The organism is Pseudoalteromonas sp. JC3 (genome assembly GCF_030291895.1).
Lineage (GTDB): Bacteria > Pseudomonadota > Gammaproteobacteria > Enterobacterales > Alteromonadaceae > Pseudoalteromonas.
The window spans coordinates 1123747-1145366 of sequence record NZ_CP127856.1; the positions used below are offsets into that span (position 1 = coordinate 1123747).

The 21620-nt window shown below is 42.3% G+C and carries 11 protein-coding genes; 8 read left to right on the plus strand and 3 right to left on the minus strand.

The genetic code is table 11. The features are described from left to right. Positions 1-155: 155 nt before the first annotated feature. On the minus strand, positions 156-860 hold the full coding sequence (locus QSH61_RS23530) for an HNH endonuclease signature motif containing protein (RefSeq protein WP_174169451.1): 705 nt from the start codon (positions 858-860) through the stop codon (positions 156-158). A gap of 440 nt (positions 861-1300) precedes the next feature. Here QSH61_RS23530 and QSH61_RS23535 point away from each other — a divergent pair, with 440 nt between their 5' ends. From QSH61_RS23535 to QSH61_RS23550, 4 genes are all read left to right on the plus strand, one after another. Beyond that, a complete protein-coding gene (locus QSH61_RS23535) occupies positions 1301-1696 on the plus strand; it encodes a hypothetical protein (protein WP_248298739.1) in 396 nt (131 codons plus the stop codon). A 389-nt stretch (positions 1697-2085) separates the two neighbouring features. Then, entirely contained in the window at positions 2086-5196 is a 3111-nt protein-coding gene (locus QSH61_RS23540) for a P-loop NTPase (protein ID WP_206473093.1), read from the plus strand. A 270-nt stretch (positions 5197-5466) separates the two neighbouring features. Beyond that, on the plus strand, positions 5467-5967 hold the full coding sequence (locus tag QSH61_RS23545) for a GrpB family protein (RefSeq protein WP_206473091.1): 501 nt from the start codon (positions 5467-5469) through the stop codon (positions 5965-5967). 116 nt (positions 5968-6083) lie between these two features. Next, the gene (locus tag QSH61_RS23550) at positions 6084-6755 is read left to right on the plus strand and encodes an SDR family oxidoreductase (protein ID WP_102058479.1); all 672 of its coding nucleotides are present in this window, start codon (positions 6084-6086) and stop codon (positions 6753-6755) included. A 65-nt stretch (positions 6756-6820) separates the two neighbouring features. Here the strand turns inward: QSH61_RS23550 and QSH61_RS23555 are convergent, their stop codons facing one another. Next, positions 6821-9427 (minus strand): ExeM/NucH family extracellular endonuclease, encoded by a 2607-nt coding sequence (locus QSH61_RS23555; RefSeq protein ID WP_206473089.1) that lies wholly within the window; start codon positions 9425-9427, stop codon positions 6821-6823. 297 nt (positions 9428-9724) lie between these two features. Here QSH61_RS23555 and QSH61_RS23560 point away from each other — a divergent pair, with 297 nt between their 5' ends. Then, the gene (locus QSH61_RS23560; protein WP_010604294.1) at positions 9725-10459 is read left to right on the plus strand and encodes a substrate-binding periplasmic protein; all 735 of its coding nucleotides are present in this window, start codon (positions 9725-9727) and stop codon (positions 10457-10459) included. Positions 10460-10572: 113 nt separating this feature from the next. On the opposite strand, the gene QSH61_RS23565 is transcribed toward QSH61_RS23560, so the two are convergent. After that, entirely contained in the window at positions 10573-17715 is a 7143-nt protein-coding gene (locus QSH61_RS23565) for an Ig-like domain-containing protein (protein ID WP_206473087.1), read from the minus strand. A gap of 506 nt (positions 17716-18221) precedes the next feature. On the opposite strand from QSH61_RS23565, the gene QSH61_RS23570 reads away from it, so the two are divergent. The 3 genes from QSH61_RS23570 (at position 18222) to QSH61_RS23580 (ending at position 21486) form a co-directional block, all read left to right on the plus strand. Beyond that, positions 18222-20225 (plus strand): alpha-amylase, encoded by a 2004-nt coding sequence (locus QSH61_RS23570; protein ID WP_206473085.1) that lies wholly within the window; start codon positions 18222-18224, stop codon positions 20223-20225. A 179-nt stretch (positions 20226-20404) separates the two neighbouring features. Next, positions 20405-20959 (plus strand): type 1 glutamine amidotransferase domain-containing protein, encoded by a 555-nt coding sequence (locus QSH61_RS23575; protein WP_102058483.1) that lies wholly within the window; start codon positions 20405-20407, stop codon positions 20957-20959. Positions 20960-21021: 62 nt separating this feature from the next. Next, on the plus strand, positions 21022-21486 hold the full coding sequence (locus QSH61_RS23580) for a pyridoxamine 5'-phosphate oxidase family protein (protein WP_010369644.1): 465 nt from the start codon (positions 21022-21024) through the stop codon (positions 21484-21486). Positions 21487-21620 lie beyond the last annotated feature (134 nt).

A 21620-nucleotide genomic window follows, 5' to 3' on the forward strand; every position in this document is an offset into this window, starting at 1 on the left:
TTTTCCATTTGCACTAATTCTCAACGTATAACTGACATCTTGCGAAGGTATGAGCAGCGCAATACTGAAGCCGTCACATACCACTTTTAAATACCAATCACAACGCATAGTAAAATGCCACACGTTGCGAATCACTCTTAAACAGTTTGTAGGTTTTAGCCGAAATGTTCCTCTCGATGACAATTTGGACACAGGGCCAGAACATTTTCGATTGTGTCGTCTCCACCTTGCGCTAGGGGTAGAACATGGTGAACCTCTAAATAAGGCGTGTTATCTGATTTTCTGATGAATGGTGCAGGCTTGTTGCAGTTTTCGCAGATTCCGTCAGCACGAATCAATGCTTCTGCGACAACATCTGGATTGCGAATATAGACAGTTGTTTTAACCTGAATTGCTTTTGGTGTAGCTTCCGCTTTTGATAAACGCTCAACTCTCTGAGCTCGAGTTAATGCTCTAGACCACGTTACTTGTTGTTCAAATTCTAATTGCTCGCTTACCTCGCTAAGGTATATTGCCCTACTAAGTTGATACTTTCGCCCTGCTTGCTTTCGGATCTTTTCTAGAGTTGATCCGTCTACAATCGTCGATTCTACTGAGAAAAGCCCTTGGTATACCCATTCATTTGCCTTTCTCTTTACGAATATCGGCACTGGCTCATCCTGTTGAGACAGCCAAAGACCATGTTTAGCGATATCTATTCCAGTGCCACATAAAATTTCTCTTGGTGCATTTGGGTTCGAATTCAACTCAAGGTAAACACCAATAACTTTTTTGTTCCGAGTTCCCATGTAGCCTTGTATTTGACCACCGATTAAAGAACTAATTTCTTTACGGCTATATTCTTGACCTTGTTTGAACATGCTTAGTCCTATTCGAAATGGATATTTACAAAGAAACATAACGCAGCATTAAGTGGTTAACCGCGCATGTCGCCGAGCCTAAGCCATTGTGCCGTAAATACTTCAGTTGAATCAATCCAAAAATGCGGAGCATTGGGAGCCAATCTTAAACGCCTTATTAGTTTTCCTTTCGCGAAAATTGCACAAAAGGAAAATAAAAAAATAAGAAAAAATAAGTGACGCCCATCACTATTAACGTCTAAGCTGAGGAATGCGAAAATAAGTGACATCCATCACTATTAGCATCAAAGCCGAGGAAGTGAAGTAAAAAAGTATGGAAACACGTCCATCACTTTGGTCAAAAACGTTCATCGATTTGCAATGCGATCAAACAGACAAATAAGTATAGCTAAAGTATGTTGTGAACTATATACCAGCAATCACCTAATAATAGTCGAATCATGGCTCCAACTAAGAAGTTAGTCGCAGATATAAACAAGTTAACGCAAGAGGCTGTTAATTCTAACGGTAAGTTGTTGGAATTCACTATGCACGAAGAGCAGTACTTTCAAAACCTCAGGCTAAATGAACACATTCTTTTTACCCAGAATCATTATGATAAAGGCATTCAAAACGGGTCTATTGGCACGCTAACCAGCGTTAATTTTTCTGGTGATATTTATGGTGAAGTAACGCTTGATACAGGTGAAGTGATAGAAGTTAATCAATCTGTATTGGATTGCATGGATCTGGGTTATGCAATAACCCTACATAAAGCTCAAGGTTCACAATGTGCTATTGCGTTGCAGAAAGGAAGGATACTTGATAGAGCTATGGCTTTACACGGCTATTACTAGAGCAGAATCAGAGATTCAAATTGTAGGAAGTAAAGAGGATTTCAAGTTTGTCACGGAAATGGTAAGCAATTTAAACAGAAGAAACAGTTACTTAGTTGAAATACTTCGATAGAAACATTTGAAACCAGAGTTGTTCAACCTCTATTTAGTTGTAAAAACATAAATATTAGATCTACGATTTTATTAAAATCATAACTTGAATACCTTTGTAGCTCAGTAAAAAGATTCGGTATTCAGAAGTGTAAATGCGTGATACAGAAAAAACTCATGTTTTAACTTTATCCAGCCACTGGACAAAGAGTAAAATAAACGGGAACATTCTCATAGGCGAGAGCCTTGAATAAATAGAATAATAACATTGGACAAAAAACTAATAATAAGGAATTTATATGGCTTTACCCCATCCACTTATTGAAAGAGTTAAAGCTGGACGAGTAGTTTTGTTTTTAGGATCTGGAGCGTTATATGGAGCGACATTGCCAGAAGGTAAAAGTATACCTCTAGGCACTGATTTGAGAGATATTTTGAGTAAAAGATTTCTCAATGGTGATTTCTCAGGAGAGTCATTAGCTGTAGTTTCAGAGATGGCAATATCGGCATATAGTTTAGTAGAGATACAAACTTACATTGCTGAGTATTTTTCAGGTGTGATTCCTGCGCAATTTCACTTCGATATTCCTAAATACAAGTGGGCTTCAATTTTTACCACAAACTACGATCGCCTAGTAGAAACTTGCTATGAGCAGTCTAAAGAAAGCAATCAAAACCTGATTCCATTTTTATCTGATGATGAAGACTTAGAGAGCTATTCGATTTCTTCAGGTGAGTTACCTTTTATAAAATTGCATGGATGTATCACGAGAACTCATGATGAGGCTCTGCCGCTAATTTTGACGATTGATCAATACAATCAATACAAAAAAAATCGAACAGGTTTGTTCAAATACTTATTTGAAACGGCATATAAGAACACAATAGTTTTCGTGGGCCACAGCTTACAAGATCCAAATATTAGAGCCGTTCTTATGGATCTTGAAAAAGAAGCGCCAAATGGAGAAAGGCATTACCTTCTTAAACCCGGGTTAAAAGGTATTGAAAGAGACTTTTGGGGACAGAAGAAGATAACTGCGCTAGATGTGACATTTGAAGGTTTTATTTCGGAACTTAATTCAAGTATTTCAGAGGTAGATAGAATACTTGGTAAGTTCGTAAGCTCTGATTCTCACTATATACAGCAGTTTTTCAATACACATGCTGCACCAAGCGAAGAACTTATATCTTCTGCTGAAAGAGACTTTTCTATTCTCCATAATACAATGGCAGTTACAGCTTGTGTTCCTAAGGACTTTTTTAGGGGAGTAGATCAAGAGTGGTCCCCTGTTGTTGATGATGTAGCCATCAAGCGTTCATTACAATCCAGAGTTTTTGATTCCGTAATAATTAAACCAGATGCTGAAAGAAAACTGAAAACTGAATTTTATGTCGTTAAAGGTGAAGCAGGATCTGGCAAAACAGTTTTGTTGCGACAATTAGCATGGCAAACGATGCAATCAAAAATCGGCATTTCAATTTGGGTCAACAATGGCAGGCCACTAGATATAGATCTTATTGAAGAGCTAAGTGCGAAATCAGGTGAACGAATATTCGTATTTTGGGACGACGCAGCTAATAACTCTATAGAAATAAATAGATTTGTTTCTAAAGCCATCAGAAGAGATTTAAAAGCTACCATTATCTCCGCCGAAAGGTACAACGAATGGAATATGAGATGTGAAGAACTTGATGAGCAAATTACTGACAAGTTTTCTTTAAAATATTTGTCAGGAAACGAGATTGAAACTTTAGTTGATTCTTTAGAAAAACATGATTCTTTAGGTCCAATTCTCACTCAAAAGTCAAAACAAGATAGGTGTTCAGAGTTACGTGAGCGTCATGGGCGGCAGCTTTTGGTTGCACTTCATGAGGCTACGATGGGGGAGCCATTTGAAGATATTATATTTAATGAATACTCCAGCATATACCTTGAAAGTGCAAAAAGCATTTACTTGACAGTCTGCGTACTAAATAGATTGAAAGTACCTGTTCGAGCGGGGCTGATTTCTCGGATACATGAAATTAGCTTTGAAGAGTTTAAGAAAAATTTTTACAACCCACTTGAAAAGGTTGTTATTTCTAAAGCTTATGGTGATGGAGACATTTTCTTTACAGCTAGACACTCAGAAATTGCAGAAATAGTTTTTAGGCGTGCTTTAGAAAAATCAGAAGATAGATACATCGAATACATAAATATTTTGAGCAAACTAAATGTATCGTTTAGCTCAGATAAAGAGTCTTATAGATTGCTTATTAAAGCAAAATCGTTGCAGGAGTTGTTCCCTGATTTATCAGATGTTTCAGCCATATACCAACATGCAAAAAGCGTATTTGGTAATGATCCATATTTATTGCAGCAAATGGCGAATTATGAGCGGATTCGTCCTAATGGAAGTATTGATAAAGCTATAGAACTTTTGGTTAGCGCTAGCGATGCAGCTCCAAATGACTCAAGCATACTGCATTCATTAGCGGTCTGTTGGAGGGATAAAGCAGAAATAACCAAAGAGCAACATCACCTGAGTTTGGCTATTAGTGAGGCTAGAAGCTACTTGAAAAAAATAATAAATAAATGGGGAGACAGCTCATATGTTTCTTCTACATCAATAGAATTATCAATCATAAGTTTAAAAAACTTATTGAGGGAAGAATCTGTATCTTCAAGAGTTTTAAACGAGAGTATTCGTAAGGTTCAACAGGAGTTAACTGAGAACAAACAAAAATTCCCATCTGAAGGACATATTTATAAATTAGAAGCACAATTTTCAGCATTAATTCATGATAGTGAAAATGCACTCAAAGCTTTGGAGCGGTCGTTTGTTGAAAATGATAGGGAGCCTTACTTAGCGATTAGGTTAGCTGTGATATACATAGAAGCAGACAATTTTGATAAAGCGAAAAATATACTAGAAATGGCCCTTGAGAGAAGAAGAGCAGATCATAGCTTAAACTTCCACTATGCAGAATTATTGAGGAACCACTTCTCACCAGAGCAATCAGAATTAGTTTATTTCTACCGTAGAGCATTCACCCCGAAAGATAGAAATTATCAAGCTCAATTTTGGTTTGCTAGGTTTTCATATTTTTCGTCTGAAGCAAAAGAACATCAAAAATCTGTAGACGTATTCGATCGCATCCGTGGCGGCAGGTTTTCGTTTGAAGAAAGACATAAAATAAGAGATTATGACGTAGAAGAACAAACCCCAAGAACGCATCACGGTACTATATCTCGTAAGAGAGAAAGCTTTGGGTTCTTAATCATGGACGGTAATGGTTACGAAATATTTGTCCCAGCAAAACAGGTTAACGATAACTTATGGGACGCTATCAAAGAAGGGGATCGCGTTAACTTTAATGTTGCATTTTCATTCAGCGGACCTTTTGCAGCGAATTTAAGTCCATCTTAAATGCAAGGCTATGTGAGATATGCCAATTTATATCAAAGGAATACAATCGAATAAAACGTTAGTAAAATGAGCTAAAGGTGAATGGGAACTGCCAAAGCAAATGCAAATAGCAGACACCCACCATAACATAAATGCAAATTATGGTGGGTGTCTGTGTTAGCCCGTACTTCAATAGTGCATTTATCGCGGCGTTTATGTGGTAGTGATGATTAGCTTTAGCTGTATACTGTTCCAAACCGAACCTGACGCAACTATGGGATCCTCCTTCCAATGGCAGACCAAGCTATTTCACTTTCTAAATATAATCAAGATTGGCCACGAATGTTTCAAGTGGAAAAGCTAAGGTTAGCGCCTTTGCTATGCCCTTGGATTGAAGGTGGTATTGAACATGTAGGTAGTACAGCTGTGGTTGGTATGGTTGCTAAGCCGGTGATAGATATTATGGTGGGTGTTAAGTCGCTAATAGCGTCAAAAGAAGCCATCCAAGTGCTCACTCAACACAGTTATTGTTATTACCCCTATAAAGCTGACGTAATGCACTGGTTTTGCAAACCAACGCCTGAGTTTAGAACCCATCACTTACACCTTGTTCCTTTCAACAGCCTACTTTGGCAAGAGCGTATTTCTTTTAGGGAAAAATTAAGAGCATCATCAGTTTTAAGAGCTGAGTATTGCGCGTTGAAGCAGGCGTTAGTACAAGAATACAAAGATGACCGTGAGCAATATACTCAACAAAAATGGCCGTTCATTAAACGGGTGTTGGGTTGTTAATTTAATGTTGATATTTTGGTTCTAAGCCCAATATAACGTAAAGCAGTAGTCGAGTATTAAATAGGTGAGGCTTGGCTCTGTTGTGATTTTTACGTTAGAGGAGTCGAAGAAAAGGAATGAAAGGAAAAAAGGTATTAATTGTTGGTGGGAGTACAGGTATTGGTCTCGCATTGGCAAAACGCGTAAGTGAAGATGGAGGTGAGGTATTAATAGCCTCGAGATCTGCATTTGACAAACAAGCTAGCATTAGAAGTCAGCCATATCTTGAAAGTTGTACTTGTTATTCGGTTGATATTACGGTTGAAAGTGAGATTAAAAACCTACTTGAGAAAATAGGAAAAATTGATCACCTTATTTTTACTGTTAAGTCTCCACTCATTGTTTCTCCATTTTTAGAACTCGACCTCAAAGAGGTTCGTCATGCTTTCGATACTAAGTTTTGGGGGCAGTATAGCTTTGCTAAATTGGCTCACCAATATATTAACGATGGCGGGAGTATTGTGTTTTCGTCGGGAACATTAGGTAAACGGCCTTACAATGGGTACTCAACATTAAGTACGATAAGCGGTGCAGTTGAGTCACTTGGGAAGGCTTTGGCAATTGAGCTTGCTCCTATTCGGGTCAATACCGTTTCACCAGGATTTAAAACATTGAAAGAGTTGGAGGAAAAAATTCCTCTAGGTCTTGGAAGTGATTCACAAATTTCCAATGCATATTTGTTTTTGATGAATGACAGTTATATAACGGGCGCATCGATAGTGAGTGATGGTGGGGCTATGCTCGTATAGGAGTGACCTACAATGCCAAGAAAAACCCAAGAGCCTTGGCTCTTGGGTTTACATCAAAGCAGCAATTAATTCGCTTTTGTCGCTTTATATTTGATAGTTACATTGTAATAAGGGAATAAGCCGCGCAGGCGGAAATTCCATTTACCTTCTGCAGGCTCATCAAATACACAGCTTTCTTCACTACCCCAAAGGTATGGACGACAGTCGTACTTAAAGAAGTTTGGCATTTTCTTATGGCGCACATATAGGTCTGCTTCGCCTTGACCTGTGATTGACACTTCTAGTTTATCAAAGCCCGCTGGTAGCTCGATTGAGCGATGTTGCCACCAGAACCAGCCTGCAAGGCCTGTAAACTCGCCTTCAATAATCGTCGGCTCTTTAGCAAGGTTAAGGTCGATTACCACTGGGTCATGATCCGATGCGCGATAAGCGTGTGCTGCATAAAGACTTGCTTTGTGAGTATCTGATTTGTACTCAGTATTGTAATCTAGCGCGACGGGTTCATCCGCATTGATATGCCAATCCGTCACTGACTTTACTTTTTCCATCATCGTGTTTGAAGCAAAGGCGTGATCTAGGCTACCGATACGTCCTTGATACACGTATGAATAATCTAAGCTACTGCCATGAAGTGTTTGCTTGATGTTGGCATAACCATTCTCGACATAGGTGTTGATTGGATCTTCCTGAGCGTAAGCATTCATGTCACCCAGAATTATTACATCATCTTCTGCAACCCCTGTCGGATTTGTACCAAGCCAAGTCGCAAGGGTATTAACCGCTGTGACTCGAGTTTGGTTCCAACAACCCTGACCATCATTTTGGTCTTGATCTAAGCCCTCAGCCTTTGAACAACTGCCTTTAGAGCGTAAGTGAGCCATTACCACAGTGAAGACTTCGTCGCCGTTTGCCTCTTTGAAAGTTTGTACGACAGGAGGGCGGTTACCGTAATCAAATGGTACGGCTTCGGTAAATGCTGGCGTGCCTACTTCAGCTACTTTGTTACTACGATAGATGATACCGGATGTGATTGCGTCCCCACCTACTTGATCAACATTTAGGTTTACAAATGCGTAAGTATTAGCAGAATCTGCCGCATTTAAAGCGTTAACGAGATCGGCAATCGCACTAAACTCACCGAAACCGTCGTTCTCCACTTCTAGCAGACCGATAATATCGGCATCGAGTGCCGAAATTGCAGCAACCGTTTTTGCTTTTTGGCGTTCAAACTCTTCTAGATTGTCAGCGCCTCGTGACGTTGGGAAACCTGCGCCTTGACCGTCACCATTGAAATAGTTTAATACGTTGAAGCTAGCAATACGTAAATCTCCACGCACTTCTACCTGAGGTGCTTCTGTACGTAGATTAGTATGAACAAAGTTTGGTGTTGTCGTTGGGTGAATACGGTATTGGCTATAACCATATCCCATTACACCCTCAAGGCCCGTCACAGAATCGCCCAGTCGCAAGGTGTTATAGGCATCAAGTGTGGGTGATGGGTAAGGAATAACCTCAGGGTTTTGTACTGATGAACCATCATCAAGTAAAATTTCTTTGCGCTTGTTCTCTGCTTCTAGCTGGTTTGCTGCATCACCAGGAGTTGCTACTTGAGTGCTTTGGTATAAACGTTCAGTACCTAAGCGTACTTCGCCGTAGCGTGCAAGTCCGTATGTATCGTTAACGACCAACTCATTTGAAATCGAAACCAACATGCCTTCGTAGGCTTCAAGACCATTCTCTGCAGGTAAAGTAACGGTAGTCGCTGAAGCCGTTGCAGAACCGCATAGCTCAATTGCGTCGACGTTAATAAGTTGAGTTTGACCATACTTCTCTTCAACTTTACCACGTAATTTAACCACATCTCCTGTGCTTACTGGAGTTGCGGTATATACGACAAAAATACCTTCGGAAGTATTATTATCAGCATCATAGTCAGTGCTTTCTTCTTGAAGGAAGAAGCCGCCAAGCCCTGCATCTGATTGTAGGCTTGCAGTGACAACAGCTTGAACTTCAACCGTTTCTCCAGCCAATGGACTTGCATCGCCTGCGCCCTGAATGGCACTTATCAAGGTATTATTTTCGCCACAAATAACTGGCTCTGGCTCAGGTACGTCACCGCCATTAATGTGGATACCTAGGTTGCTAAAATCGTCTTTAGCGAGTGCGAGCCATTGTCCAGCGCCAACAAATGCAGAAGTTGCATCGGTGCGGCCAGTTGTTATTGCAGGATCTCTGACAAGCGTTTTATCTTTTGTTCTAATATCGCCATCAATCCATTCACTACCTGGGTCGACACCAACCTGACCTAGGCTATCAACAACTGCACCATTGAGCGTAAGCGTCACGGCATCATCACCATTAAACCAGCTACTTGTGTTTGTTAACTGTGCTTTTGCGATGATCTCTGCTGCTGAGTCAGCATGAGCAATAACATAAGTTGATTTAGCCGCAAGTTCACCACTTAGTTCTATATTCGTGCGAGCTTCTGTTGCGCCATTAAAGAAAAAGTTGACTGAGTAACCAGTTAGATTGACAGCTTCATCACTACCATTGTAGAGCTCAACGGCTTTGTTATAACTGCTACCTTCAACATACTCAGAGATAATCACCTCTGCTTGTGCATTTAGGCAAGCTAATGCAATAGCTGAAGCTAGGATAGATTTTTTAATCATTTTTTATTTTCCCGTGTATTAGAATTATCCGAATTTTTATTCGGACGCAGTATTTTAAGCGCTATTGATGACAATTCAATTAAACTTCACGGTTTGTTTACATTGGTTTACACTAAATTGTGTGTTGAAGGACAAAAGTCGTTGAATTTTATGCCATATTCAAACGTTGCCAGTGAGCAAGTGTGTGTATATTTCGTGATGCAACGGTTGCGCTATACTCAATTAGGGTCGGAGCAAACATTTATAGCAAAGTTGTCAGCCAACTTAGTTTGAAGGTAAAAGTGGGAGAGAGTGGACATGGCGATAAAAAGTTTAAGACAGTCATGCCTCCTGCTTATTGCCCTGTCGTGCACATCATCTGCAAATGATGCCATAGTGGGGGCGCATAATGTTTGGCCTCCCTATGTCATTGATGAAGATTCTGGTTTTACTGTAGATTTAGTTCGTGCGGCATTTAAGGCAGAGAATCAAGATTTTGAAATGCTTATTACGCCTTTCAGTCGTGCCATGCGAATGGTAGAGAAAGGGCAGGTCGATATTATCCCCGCATTATGGCGTTCGGACAGTCGCGATGAACGTTTTATTTTTAGCAAAGCTTATTATAGTAACCGGCTGGTACTTATTTCACGTACAGAATCTGAGATTAACTTTGAGCACTTGGAAGATCTAAAGGGGTTGAGTGTATGCGCTATTCGGGGTTTTCGTTCTGAAATTGCGCTCGCGCAGATTTCGCAAATTCGTTTAGAAAAGCTCACAAATTTGACCTCTTGTTTATCACTCCTTAATAAGCAGCGAGTAGAAGCCGTAGTAAGCGATGAGCTTGCCTTTGCCTATTTACGGAGTCAACACACTGAATTTCATCACCTTAAAGTACATCAATCGACCATTGCACAATGGCCTCTTCATATCGGTATTAGCAAATCCCATCCAAAAGCAACAGAAGTTATTGAATTGTTCGATAAAGGCCTTTTACTACTACAGACTAATGGTATTTATAAAGCGACACTTAAAAAGTATCAATTAGATGAGTGAGTAACCGAGCATGCTCGGCTCTATCGCCACAGTGCTTTATCGCTAAAAGAAAGGGATAATGAAGTGCAACTTCATTATCCCTTTCTAGTATGGTTTTTAACCTGTTCAGGTCGTTAACGTGTTATAGCTTGCCACCGACGAATTACTACAAATGCAAGGCTGAGCCAAATCAACCATACCGGCATACTACCACTATCACTCTTGTTCGTGACGGTATCAGTAGGTGCTTTGTTGACTGTAATATTCACACTACCTTGAACACTCGCTTCACCATCTGTGATTGTGTAGGTAACGGTTTCACTGCCAACAAACCCAGCATTTGACTGATAGGTTAAGCTGTAATCAGCATTAACTGCGACACTACCGTGCTGTGCCGTTGCCTCAGTTACTTGCAGCGTATCGCCATCGCTATCACTGTCGTTTGCTAGAACATTAATGGTAATTGGCTTTCCAGAAACAACTGTTGCAACATCGGAAACCGTTATGGGAGCCGTATTGGCAACTACAGTAATTACTACGCTCGCTCCTGCGGTTCCTCCATTACCATCGGTTATGGCGTAACTCAGCGTATCTACTCCGACATACCCCGTGTTTGGTGTATAGTACAGAGTATTATCTGGATTAATTTGTACATCGCCAAAGCTTGCTGAAGCATTTGCTACGGTGAGCATATCTCCATCAGCATCAGTGTCATTCGCTAAAACATCGATAGTAATATTAGTGTTCCACTTCATACTAATTGTATCGTCTAGCGCTACAGGCATCTGATTATTAGATAGCAGTACACCGACACCACCTGGATCCACAATACTACCGTTTGCTTCACCATCGTCATCATTGATACCACCATCTTCTATCTGAAGTTGCACACACCAATGTCCTTCTGTCAGGCCCTCAGACCAGCTTTCATCTCCTGGAGGAGGACAAATGCCAGACTCACCTTCCGCACTAAAGACAAGGTTATTTGCGTCTTCCACAAAGTTCACCCAAAGGCCTGAGGACGCTTTAAACTTACGATATACAGCATCTCTTGGGATAGGTAGGCGCTGTGGCATCACTAGCTGATATACTTGACCTGCTTTCGGTAGCCCGTAAGCAATAAAGTCAAACAAGCCGCCAGTGATTTGTGCATCATCATCGTTACCTAGTTGTGAATTACCCTCGTCATCTGTCATCAGTAGGCCACCGGTTTCACCACTAGCAGTAAACTCGCCCTTACGTAAACAGACTCCAGGGTTACCTTCGACTAAGAAGCCGTCCTGTGTCACTACTTCCTGAGGCATAACATTACACTCGGTGATAGCGTCTTGGAAATCAGGGATCCCGTCTCCATCGTCATCGGCGTAACCCTCTTGACTATCTGGGATAAGATCGCCATCCGTATCTTCCGTATCAGATAACTGTTGCAATGACTGGGTCACTTGAATAAATACGCTCTCACTATCTTGCGCACTACTAGAGTCAGTTGCTGTATGCGTGATCTTGTATGTCCCCGCTTGCAGTTCTTGAGGGTTAAAGCTTAGTTGCAGTGTGTCCTCCGTATATTGATCGGAAGTCATACCTGTTACTTTCCATGCGTTCGTCACTGTGTCACCAGCATTTGGATCGGCCACCGTTGCAACGACAGATACAGTTCCTTCATCTTGGCTAACGGTTAATCGGTTCTGGTTATTCTGAGTCACAACTAGCGAGACATCCGGCGCAATATTTTGCTCGCTCACTGTAATAGTGGTTTCCCGTTTTGCACCAAGGTTAATACCGTTATTCAAGCTGACCGTGATCGTCTCATCGCCCTCAAACTCACCATCTGCAACTGTTTGAATTGAAATGTTGGCTTTCGTGCCCGAGCTTATCGTCACCGAACCGCTACTCAAGTCATGATCAACACCTGATATTGCACTACCTGTTACGGTATAATCGACAGTTACAGGATATTGCGGAGCAAGGCCATTTAGTAGCACTTGAATATCTACCTTACTGCCTTCAGCAATGGTTTTATCTTTACTCAACGACACTAGCGGATTCACTCTCAACAACTGTTGATCTGTTCCTAAGTTACCGTCTGCGTCTGTTGCTTGCCAGTAGACGTTATGCTCTCCTGGTGCAAATATGGTTTTACCTTCTGTAAGCGTAACGGGTAAAGGCTCACCGCTGCTATTAAGTGCTGTCGCAGTACCCAGGTTTACCTTGGTAAATAGCCCTGTCGCATTAATCTCTAGATCTGCTGGGGCGGTGACAACAGGAGGTTCACCATTGACTGCACCACTTATTTCTAATAGTGCATTTGCTTTAGCTCGACCACCATGACCATCACGAATGGCGTAGTTCAAAGTCACAGAGCCTGCGAAGTTACTTGGCGCAGTGTACTGTAGTGTATTGCCAACCACACTTGCGCTACCTAAACTTGCCTTTACGCCTTCAATAATGAGGGTATCTCCATCAACATCCGTATCATTGTCTAACACATTCAGGGTGAATGTATTGTTGGCGCTACCATCAAGCTGGAAGTTATCGTTGTTGGCAATAGGCAAGTCATTTACAGCTGTGATAGTTAATGCAACGGTATAGCTATCACTTTGCAGTTCTCCATCGCTCACTGAATAGGTAAAGCTATCTTCCCCATTGAAATCAGCTTCTGGTTGATATACCCAGCCTGTAGCATTATTGGTTAATGATCCATTTGTCGGCTGACTACCAATTGTCAGCGTTAAGGTATCATCTTCAGCATCTTGTAATGTCGGCTGAATAGTCAAAGAGGTATCTTCTTTAACAGTGAGCGAAAGGTTTTCACCTGTTGGTGCCGTATTCTCTGCAACCACTTCAAGGTTAAATGCTGGTAAACTCGCATTGTCAGTACCGTCACTAACGCTGATTTGAATACCGCTAGTCGTACCAATATCTGTCTCTGACGGAGTACCAGATAGCTCACCGGTTGATGCTGAGAATAGAGCCCAGCTTGGCTTATTAGTGATCGTAAAGCTTAATGTGTCCTCATCTTCATCCGTTGCAGCAGGTACAAAGCTATAGTTTTCTCCCACAGTGACTTTCACGCCGGGTGTACCACTGATAGTTGGCAAGCGATTGATGTTTATTACCCTTATTATGAAGCTTAGGTCGTCACTTTCTGTACCATCGGTGACACTAATAGTGATGATGTGTTGTTCGCCACCATCGCTAAAGGAGGGGGTACCAGATAGTGTACCCGTTGTACTACTAAACGTTGCCCAATCAGGTGCGTTGCTAATGCTAAAAGTAAGATTATCATTGTCTTGATCAGAAGCTGTAGGTGTGAAGCTATAAATTACTCCCTCATTCACAGTGGTTGCTGGCGTACCCGTAATGGTAGGTGCGCGATTTACATCTGTTACAGCGATTGAGAAGGTCAGATTTTGAGAGGCGCTACCGTCACTGACTGTAATGACTATGCCACTGTAAGTACCTGCCTGATTGAAGTTAGGAGTTCCAGTTAATGCCCCAGTAGTTGAACTAAATGATGCCCAGATCGGCTTGTTGGCAATAGAGAAGCTTAGGTTGTCATTATCAGGGTCACTTGCGGTTGGTGTGAAATTATAAGTACCGCCTTCAAGCACTGAAGTGGATGGAGAGCCACTAATTGAGGGTGAACGGTTCACATTTACAACATTAATATTAAAGTTCAGCGTTTGTGTTGCACTGCCATCGCTAACTGTTACTACAATACCGTTGTAGTCGCCAGCATCAGTAAAGCTTGGCGTGCCGCTCAAGGCTCCTGTACTGGTACTGAAAGTGGCCCAACTTGGTTTATTGGTGATACTGAAAGTAAGCGTATCTCCATCAGGATCAGAGGCTGTTGGAGTAAAGCTATAACTGCTATTTTCATCAACACTAGTCGCTGGTGTCCCACTAATACTTGGTGTGCGGTTCACGTTGACGACAGTAATATCAAAATTTAAGGTATCACTGGCTGTGCCATCACTCACTGTAATAACAATACCATTGTATGCACCTGCATCGGTATAACTAGGTGTTCCCGTTAAACTGCCGGTTGAGGTGCTAAAGGTTGCCCAGCTTGGTTTATTGGTGATGCTAAATGTTAAGGTGTCGTTATCTTCGTCAGTTGCGGTAGGCGTAAAACTATATGCAACGTTTTCGTTGACGGTCGCCGCTGGAGTACCGCTGATAACCGGTGCTTTATTTAACTCAACAACAAAGCTAAATGTTTGATTGGTAATAGCGCTAACACCGTCTTCCAAGCCATCCTCTAGTGAAAAGACAAAACTGTCACTCGCATTTTGAGAGTCGTCGTGGGCATAAAATAAGTTGCCATTTTCAATATCAGCTTGTGTGAACGTACCATTGCTGCTGAGCGCTTCACCACTGTCTAAGCTGTCATTACTGTTGGCATCAACAAAGAGGCTTCCGTAACTTGGCAAGGTAGTTACTGTGTACGTTAAACCTGTACCACTGTCATCAACATCGCTTGCAGACAGAGCTGAACTCGTGATGTTTATTGTTGTACCACCATCTAAGGTTAAACCCGTGTTAGTTGCGACAACGGGCGCATCATTGACGTTTGTAACCGTAATGGTAAAGCATTGCTCGCTGGTTTCAGTACCGTCGGAAACAATTAAACAAATATAGTGATCGCCAACATCGTCATTGCTAGGCGTACCCGTCAACGTCGTCTCTGCCGGTGATATTTTTCGAATTCGATGGTTGCCGGTATCTGCAACATAAACGATGCCATTGCTGTCTACTGCAATACCAAAGGGTTGGCTGAAGCGTGCCACACTCGCTAAACCATCTGTACTTCCTGAGACTCCGGCACTTCCTGCAAAAGTGGTTACTACGCCTGCACTGGTTATCTTGCGAATAGTGTGGCCCGTTTGCTCGGATACATAAAGGTTATCGGCGCTGTCTAGTGCGATATCGTATGGCTTATTAAAGCTTGCTTGCGTTCCTGTGCCATTAGCCGAACCCGCCGATCCCGTTCCTGCAAAAGTGGTTACAACACTTGCCGAGGTGACTTTACGAATAGCGTGATTGTTGCGGTCCGCTATAAATAGGTCGTTGTTGCTACTACTACCGCCATTATAGGGGAAGTTGAATTTTGCCGATGTTCCTGTTGCATCAGTAAACCCAGAAGACCCTTTACTACCCGCAAACGTGGTTACGACGCCTGCAGGGGTTATTTTACGAACGATATGAGGGTTCGTTTCTACGACAAATAGATTTCCGTTGCTGTCAATCGTGATACCTGTTGGTGCAGCAAAAGTGGCTGCTGTGCCAGTTCCGTCCGTGCTGCCAGGAGAACCACTGCCTGCAAAGGTAGTTACGACTCCTGCCGGGGTGATCTTACGGATTTTATTGTTTGAAGAATCTGCAACATAAACATTGCCAGAAGCGTCAACTGTTACGGCTTTGGGAAAGTTAAATGAAGCAGCACTACCAGTGCCTTCATCAGAGCCTGCGGTTCCAGAACCTGCTAGTGTAGTGACAACGCCCTCAGGTGTAATTTTACGGATCACATGGTTACTGTAATCGGCAACATACACATTGTTGTTACTGTCGGTTGCAACGTCATAAGGAGATTTAAATGAGGCGGCAGTCCCAGTTCCATCGGCATAACCAGAGCTTTGACCTGCAAGTGTAGACACCGTTGCTTCTGTGCTTGTATTTAAGCTTAGCCAACTTGGAAGCGGGGTGCTAGCCGAGACAGAAACGGTGATATCATCTTTGTCAGGGTCGCTGGTGGCTATTGAATATTTGTACACTGAATCCTCAGTTGATGCAGTGACCGCTGTGGAAGTAAAGGTTGGCTTATCGTTGACTGCCGTGACGTTCACGGTGCTGGTTGCTGCATCACCATCAACGGTACCATCATTCGGCGTAACCGTGAGCGTCATTGCCGCTGTGTTGTCGGTTTCCGTGGTGATATTTAGCTTAGTCGTCACATCGAGATAGGTATTAAGCGCAGCCGCTGACCCACTTAATGTCATACTTGCAGTGCCACTTCCCGCCACTGTGACGCTGCTCACTGTGCCATTACCATCGGTGCTTGCGATGGTGCCACTGTCCAGAGCCAAGGTAACCGTTAAGTTGTCATCTTCGTTATCAGCTAAGACGACCGCTGATAGATCAACCGTAGTTGCGACATCTTCTGTCACAGTAAAGCTTGCTGGTAAGTTACTAATTGTAGGTGCGGTATTGGAAATATTGGCATCTAAATAGGCTGATTCATGCCATGCGACACAAATTAAATTCAGTGCGTTGTTACAGGGCACACTGCCTATTAAGGTATACCAACTGCCGTTTTGGTTGGCAACACCTTTGACAGTATTAGAAGGTGAGGTTCCGCCCGAACAGTTATTCGCAGCGTTAAAAGTGCCTCCCGAATCGGAGAAACTCCAAAAATACTTAACGTTGCCCGAATTTTCTAGCATGTCGGACGCATTACTATTAAGGGCGCTAAGTGTGCCGTTGACAAAGTCATCCCAATTGGCGTCAGCAAGCTTAGTGCCTCCGCTATTAAAAACATTAACACTAGGTAGGCTGTAATTAGTGTCAAGGCTGGCGATGTCATCGGATGCAGAGAATGAAATTACAGCATGTGCTCTAACCGGTCCATTACTTACTGCTGTTGAAGCAGAACTATCAATAATATTGTTTAGACGGTTATGCTTGCGTAGAAATTTACTTTTGCATAGGGCATCTGCTGTGGTTCTTGCTTCTGCAGCAGTTGCTCCAAAGTAGCCATTGCCCAGCTCGCTGGTCTGATCTGCGTAATCAAATACAATGAGTTTATCAGAGGCTGGTAGCTCAGTGCCGTTACTAACGTAGTAGGCTTCGAACACTTCAGGTCTTATCGAGTTACTCGCAGGCAATAACGCAACGACGCCGTTGTAGCTGGCAAGGTCACCTCCAGAGAGCGTAACATGGTAAATTGAGCTGTTACCTGAGTCGACGGTGACTTGTGTGATTGATGCGGTTGTTTTACTACCTGTATCAATAGTTGTGTCGTTATTGGTGTCTTTTTCATCGCCCAGAATCGTAAAGTCACTGGCGGTTGGCGCAACGGTATGTGCGTTAACAAAGGTGACTTTAAAGACTAATTCATCTGCATTGGTAGTTTCGTCAGTTGGTGTGAGCCTTTCGACTTTTTGCCAATTTTCGAGTGCAAATGCGGATGAGGTTAAGGCGAAAAATATACTGCCAGCTATGCAGCTGCTAGAGACAATCTTACGAACACGGCTTAAAAGTGAGCGCTGTGTAATCATAATGACCCCTGAGTGGTTCAGTTACTAGGTTGATAACATTTATAGAACTGCTTCGGATGACATCTCTGTGGGTTTTTTATACAAAGATGTCATTTGAGTGTAGTTGATGTTTTGAAGCTTGGAATGACTCTTATAAAAATTCGTAACCTAAAACAGAAACTTAGGGAAATTCTTGTTTTATTTGTAACAATAGCTTTATGTCTATCAAAATAAAAAATAAGAAAAAAACACTATTTAATGTTGTTTTTTTGTATTTTAAATCGCTTATTTATGTAATTATTTAATTGTTATTGCTTTGTTAATTGCAATTTTCATGTTCTCGCATATCGCGAGCAAGGATTCAGTTGCTAGAGGAGTTCATTCATTGCTGAAGCTAAAATACTACTCGGTGTTTATGCTATTTCTTAGTAAGGCTACTTGTTAGTAAAACTAATGCATACGTATTCAGTAGATTGTTTAGCTAGGAATTCTATATTGTTAATCTTGTGTGAATAAGAGGCGCAATAATGAAAAATATAAAACTAAACCAAATTGCAGCGGGTGTGTTGTTAACATCCAGTTGCGTTACACCTGCACATGCAGCTGAAGGCGACCCAACAACATTCGTTCATTTATTCGAGTGGTCTTGGGCAGATGTTGCGACGGAGTGTGAAACATTTTTGGGGCCAAAAGGCTACGCGGCTGTGCAAGTATCGCCACCCAATGAGCATATCACAGGTGATCAATGGTGGACTCGTTATCAGCCAGTCAGTTATGAGATAGCGAGTCGTAGTGGTAGTCGAGCCGAATTTGCCGATATGGTCGCAAGGTGTAAATCTGCCGGAGTAGACATCTATGTTGATGCCGTTATAAACCACATGGCCCATGGCAGCGGCATCGGAGTTGCGGGTAACGCTTTTGGCAACAAACAATATCCTATCTATAGTCCACAAGATTTTCATAGCACCTGTGCAATAAACCCTGAAGACTACGGTAATAATGCATGGCGAGTACAGCACTGCGAACTCGTAGGGCTTCATGATTTAGACACTGATGCGAGCTACGTACAAAATATCCTAGCGGGCTTTTTGAACGATTTACAGTCTCTGGGCGTGGCAGGGTTTAGGTTAGATGCAAGCAAGCACATGCCTGCAAGTGATATTGGCGATGTGTTAGCCAAGTTAAATCAACCAGCGGTCGTTTTCCAAGAGGTGATTGATCAAGGAGGTGAGGCGGTTTCTGCTTCTGAATATCATCAAAATGGCTTAGTCACCGAGTTTAAATACAGCATTAAACTGAGTGAGACATTTAAGCAAGGCAAGTTGGCTTGGTTAAAAAGCTTTGGCGAAGCTTGGGGTATGATGCCAAGTTATAAAGCCGTGGTATTTACAGATAATCATGACAACCAACGCGGGCACGGTGGTGCAGGCTCTATCGTTACCTTTCATGATGATAAACTGTATGATTTAGCAAATGTATTTATGCTGGCATATCCTTATGGTTATCCTAAAGTGATGTCGAGTTACGAGTTTAATGGCGACACCGATGCTGGCGGCCCTTCGGTGCCTGTTCATCAAAACGCTAACCTCAACTGTACTAGTCAACTATGGCAGTGTGAGCATCGTCGCCCAATGATTGCAGGTGCGATGCAGTTTAGAAATCATACTAATGGCAATTGGACGGTGGCAAATTGGTGGGACAATGGTAATAACCAAATTGCATTTTCCCGAGGTGATTTAGGCTTTGTCGCTATTAACCGAGAATCTTCTAGTATGGTTCAAAGCCTGCAAACGGGGCTTGCAGCGGGCACCTATTGTGATGTGCTAAGTGGAGGTATCGGCCAAGGAAACTGCGCGGGTAGAAGCATCGAAGTTGATACCAATGGTTACGCACAAATTAATTTAGCTGCTATGGATGCCTTAGCCATTCATCATCAAAGTAAACTGGCAACACCACCAGAGATTGGTGATTGGCAACGCACATTAGTCTTTATTAAAGCAGAAACGCAATCTGGTCAGGATATGTTCGTCCGAGGTGGCCTTGATCATGCCGCAGCATTGCAGCGCGGGGTTGATTGTAGCGCCGACCCTACGCTTTGCTCTTTACCTGTCAAACATTTGAACATGCGAAACATGACAACTGCGTCTTGGAAAGTGGCTGATAACAGGCTGGATTGGCTAGCGGCTGAAGCAGGGCAGTCTAGTGATGCCCAAGGGAGTCCTCTGGATTGGACAATCAATATGTGGCCTGCTAGCTGGGGCGCGGAAAAGCGTTACGATAGCGATGGTTTTGGCGTCATGTCACTCAATCAATGGGGAGCACATTACTGGTTGCTGGAAGTAGAAATGGACTGTAGCAAAACATTCAACGGTTGGTTTGAAGTAAAAGCATTCGTTAAAAATGGTCAAGGCTGGGAAGGGGATATTAACCAACAAGACACGCCATACACGAGCAATAATCACTTTGCTCAATGCGGGAAATTGAACGTGTTTGAGTTTGGCACAAACTCAGCCTCTATCTCTTCATTATAATAAAGATGGACTAGGGCTAACCTAGTCCAGATTTACATTCCTCTGTTCTGTAAAGATTACATCCAATCAATACACTAATCTTTAATATTTATATATTTCATAAGGTTATATGATGGTATTGATTCTGCATAAGTATCCGCATCTACCTCTACACCAGCAACGTATTGAAGGAGAGAATGATGACGGAGTCAGACAATATTTCAGTCGCGATCTTAGCCACTGACGGGTTCGAACAAAGTGAGCTAATTAAACCTAAGCAGGCGCTTGAAAGCGCTGGATTTAATGTTGATATCATTTCATTAAAAAAGGGAGATATTACCGCTTGGGATGAAGACAATTGGGGTGAGAAAGTCGCCGTTGATTTAACCTTGGATGAAGCCATACCCAGTAAATATGCGGGGCTCGTTTTACCGGGCGGGTTATTCAACCCTGACAGACTAAGGCAGGAAAAATCTGCGGTTAAATTTATACAGGCCTTTTCACAGTTTGGAAATAAGCGTCCAATTGCGGCGATATGCCACGGCCCTTGGCTGTTAATCGAAGCCCAGTTGGTAGAGGGAAAAACGCTTACCTCTTTCCCAAGTATCAAAACCGATCTTAAAAATGCAGGCGCAGACTGGATTGACCTTAAAGTTGCGGTAGACGACAACTTGATCACAAGTCGCAATCCAAATGATCTTGATGCTTTTAATGAAGCAATTATTGAGGCTCTGCAACAAGATACTATCAATTAATCGAAAGAGTGGGTTTGTGCCGTTTCAAGCAGACGCTAATTGATATAAATAAGGAGAAGATAATGTCAGACATAAAGAAAACTTTTTGGGAAGCGCTAGACAGCAGCCCCAATGTGATGATTGGTTTGAGTGATGACAATAATCACCATGAGCCAATGCGAGCACAGTTGGATAAAGACGCCAACGGCGAGTTTTGGTTTTTTACCAGCAAAACAAATCGTATTGCTAAGTGTGGCAAAGCAACCGCACAATTTTCCAGTAAAGGGCATAATGTATTCGCTTGTATTCGCGGACACTTAATCGAAGAAACAAGACAAGACGTACTTGATGCCCATTGGTCAAGGCAGGCAGAGAGTTGGTTTGAAAAGGGTAAAGATGACCCAGAGCTTATCATGCTCCGTTTTGAACTGGACGATGCTGAAATTTGGCATGTAAGCCCTGACTTGAGCGGCTTATTAAAACTAGCCGTGGGCAAAAATGTGGAACCGGAAGAAATGGGTGAGCGAGAAACCATCCGCTTTAGGTAGCTATATCACCCAATGTAAAGAAACAACTAGGGCGCAAAGACGGTACTTGTTTTTGCGCCTTAATTGCTTCCATTCTCTCAAAAATGTTCCCAAACGTATTGTTAGTAGTTTAAATATTTAGGACTTAGGGGAAT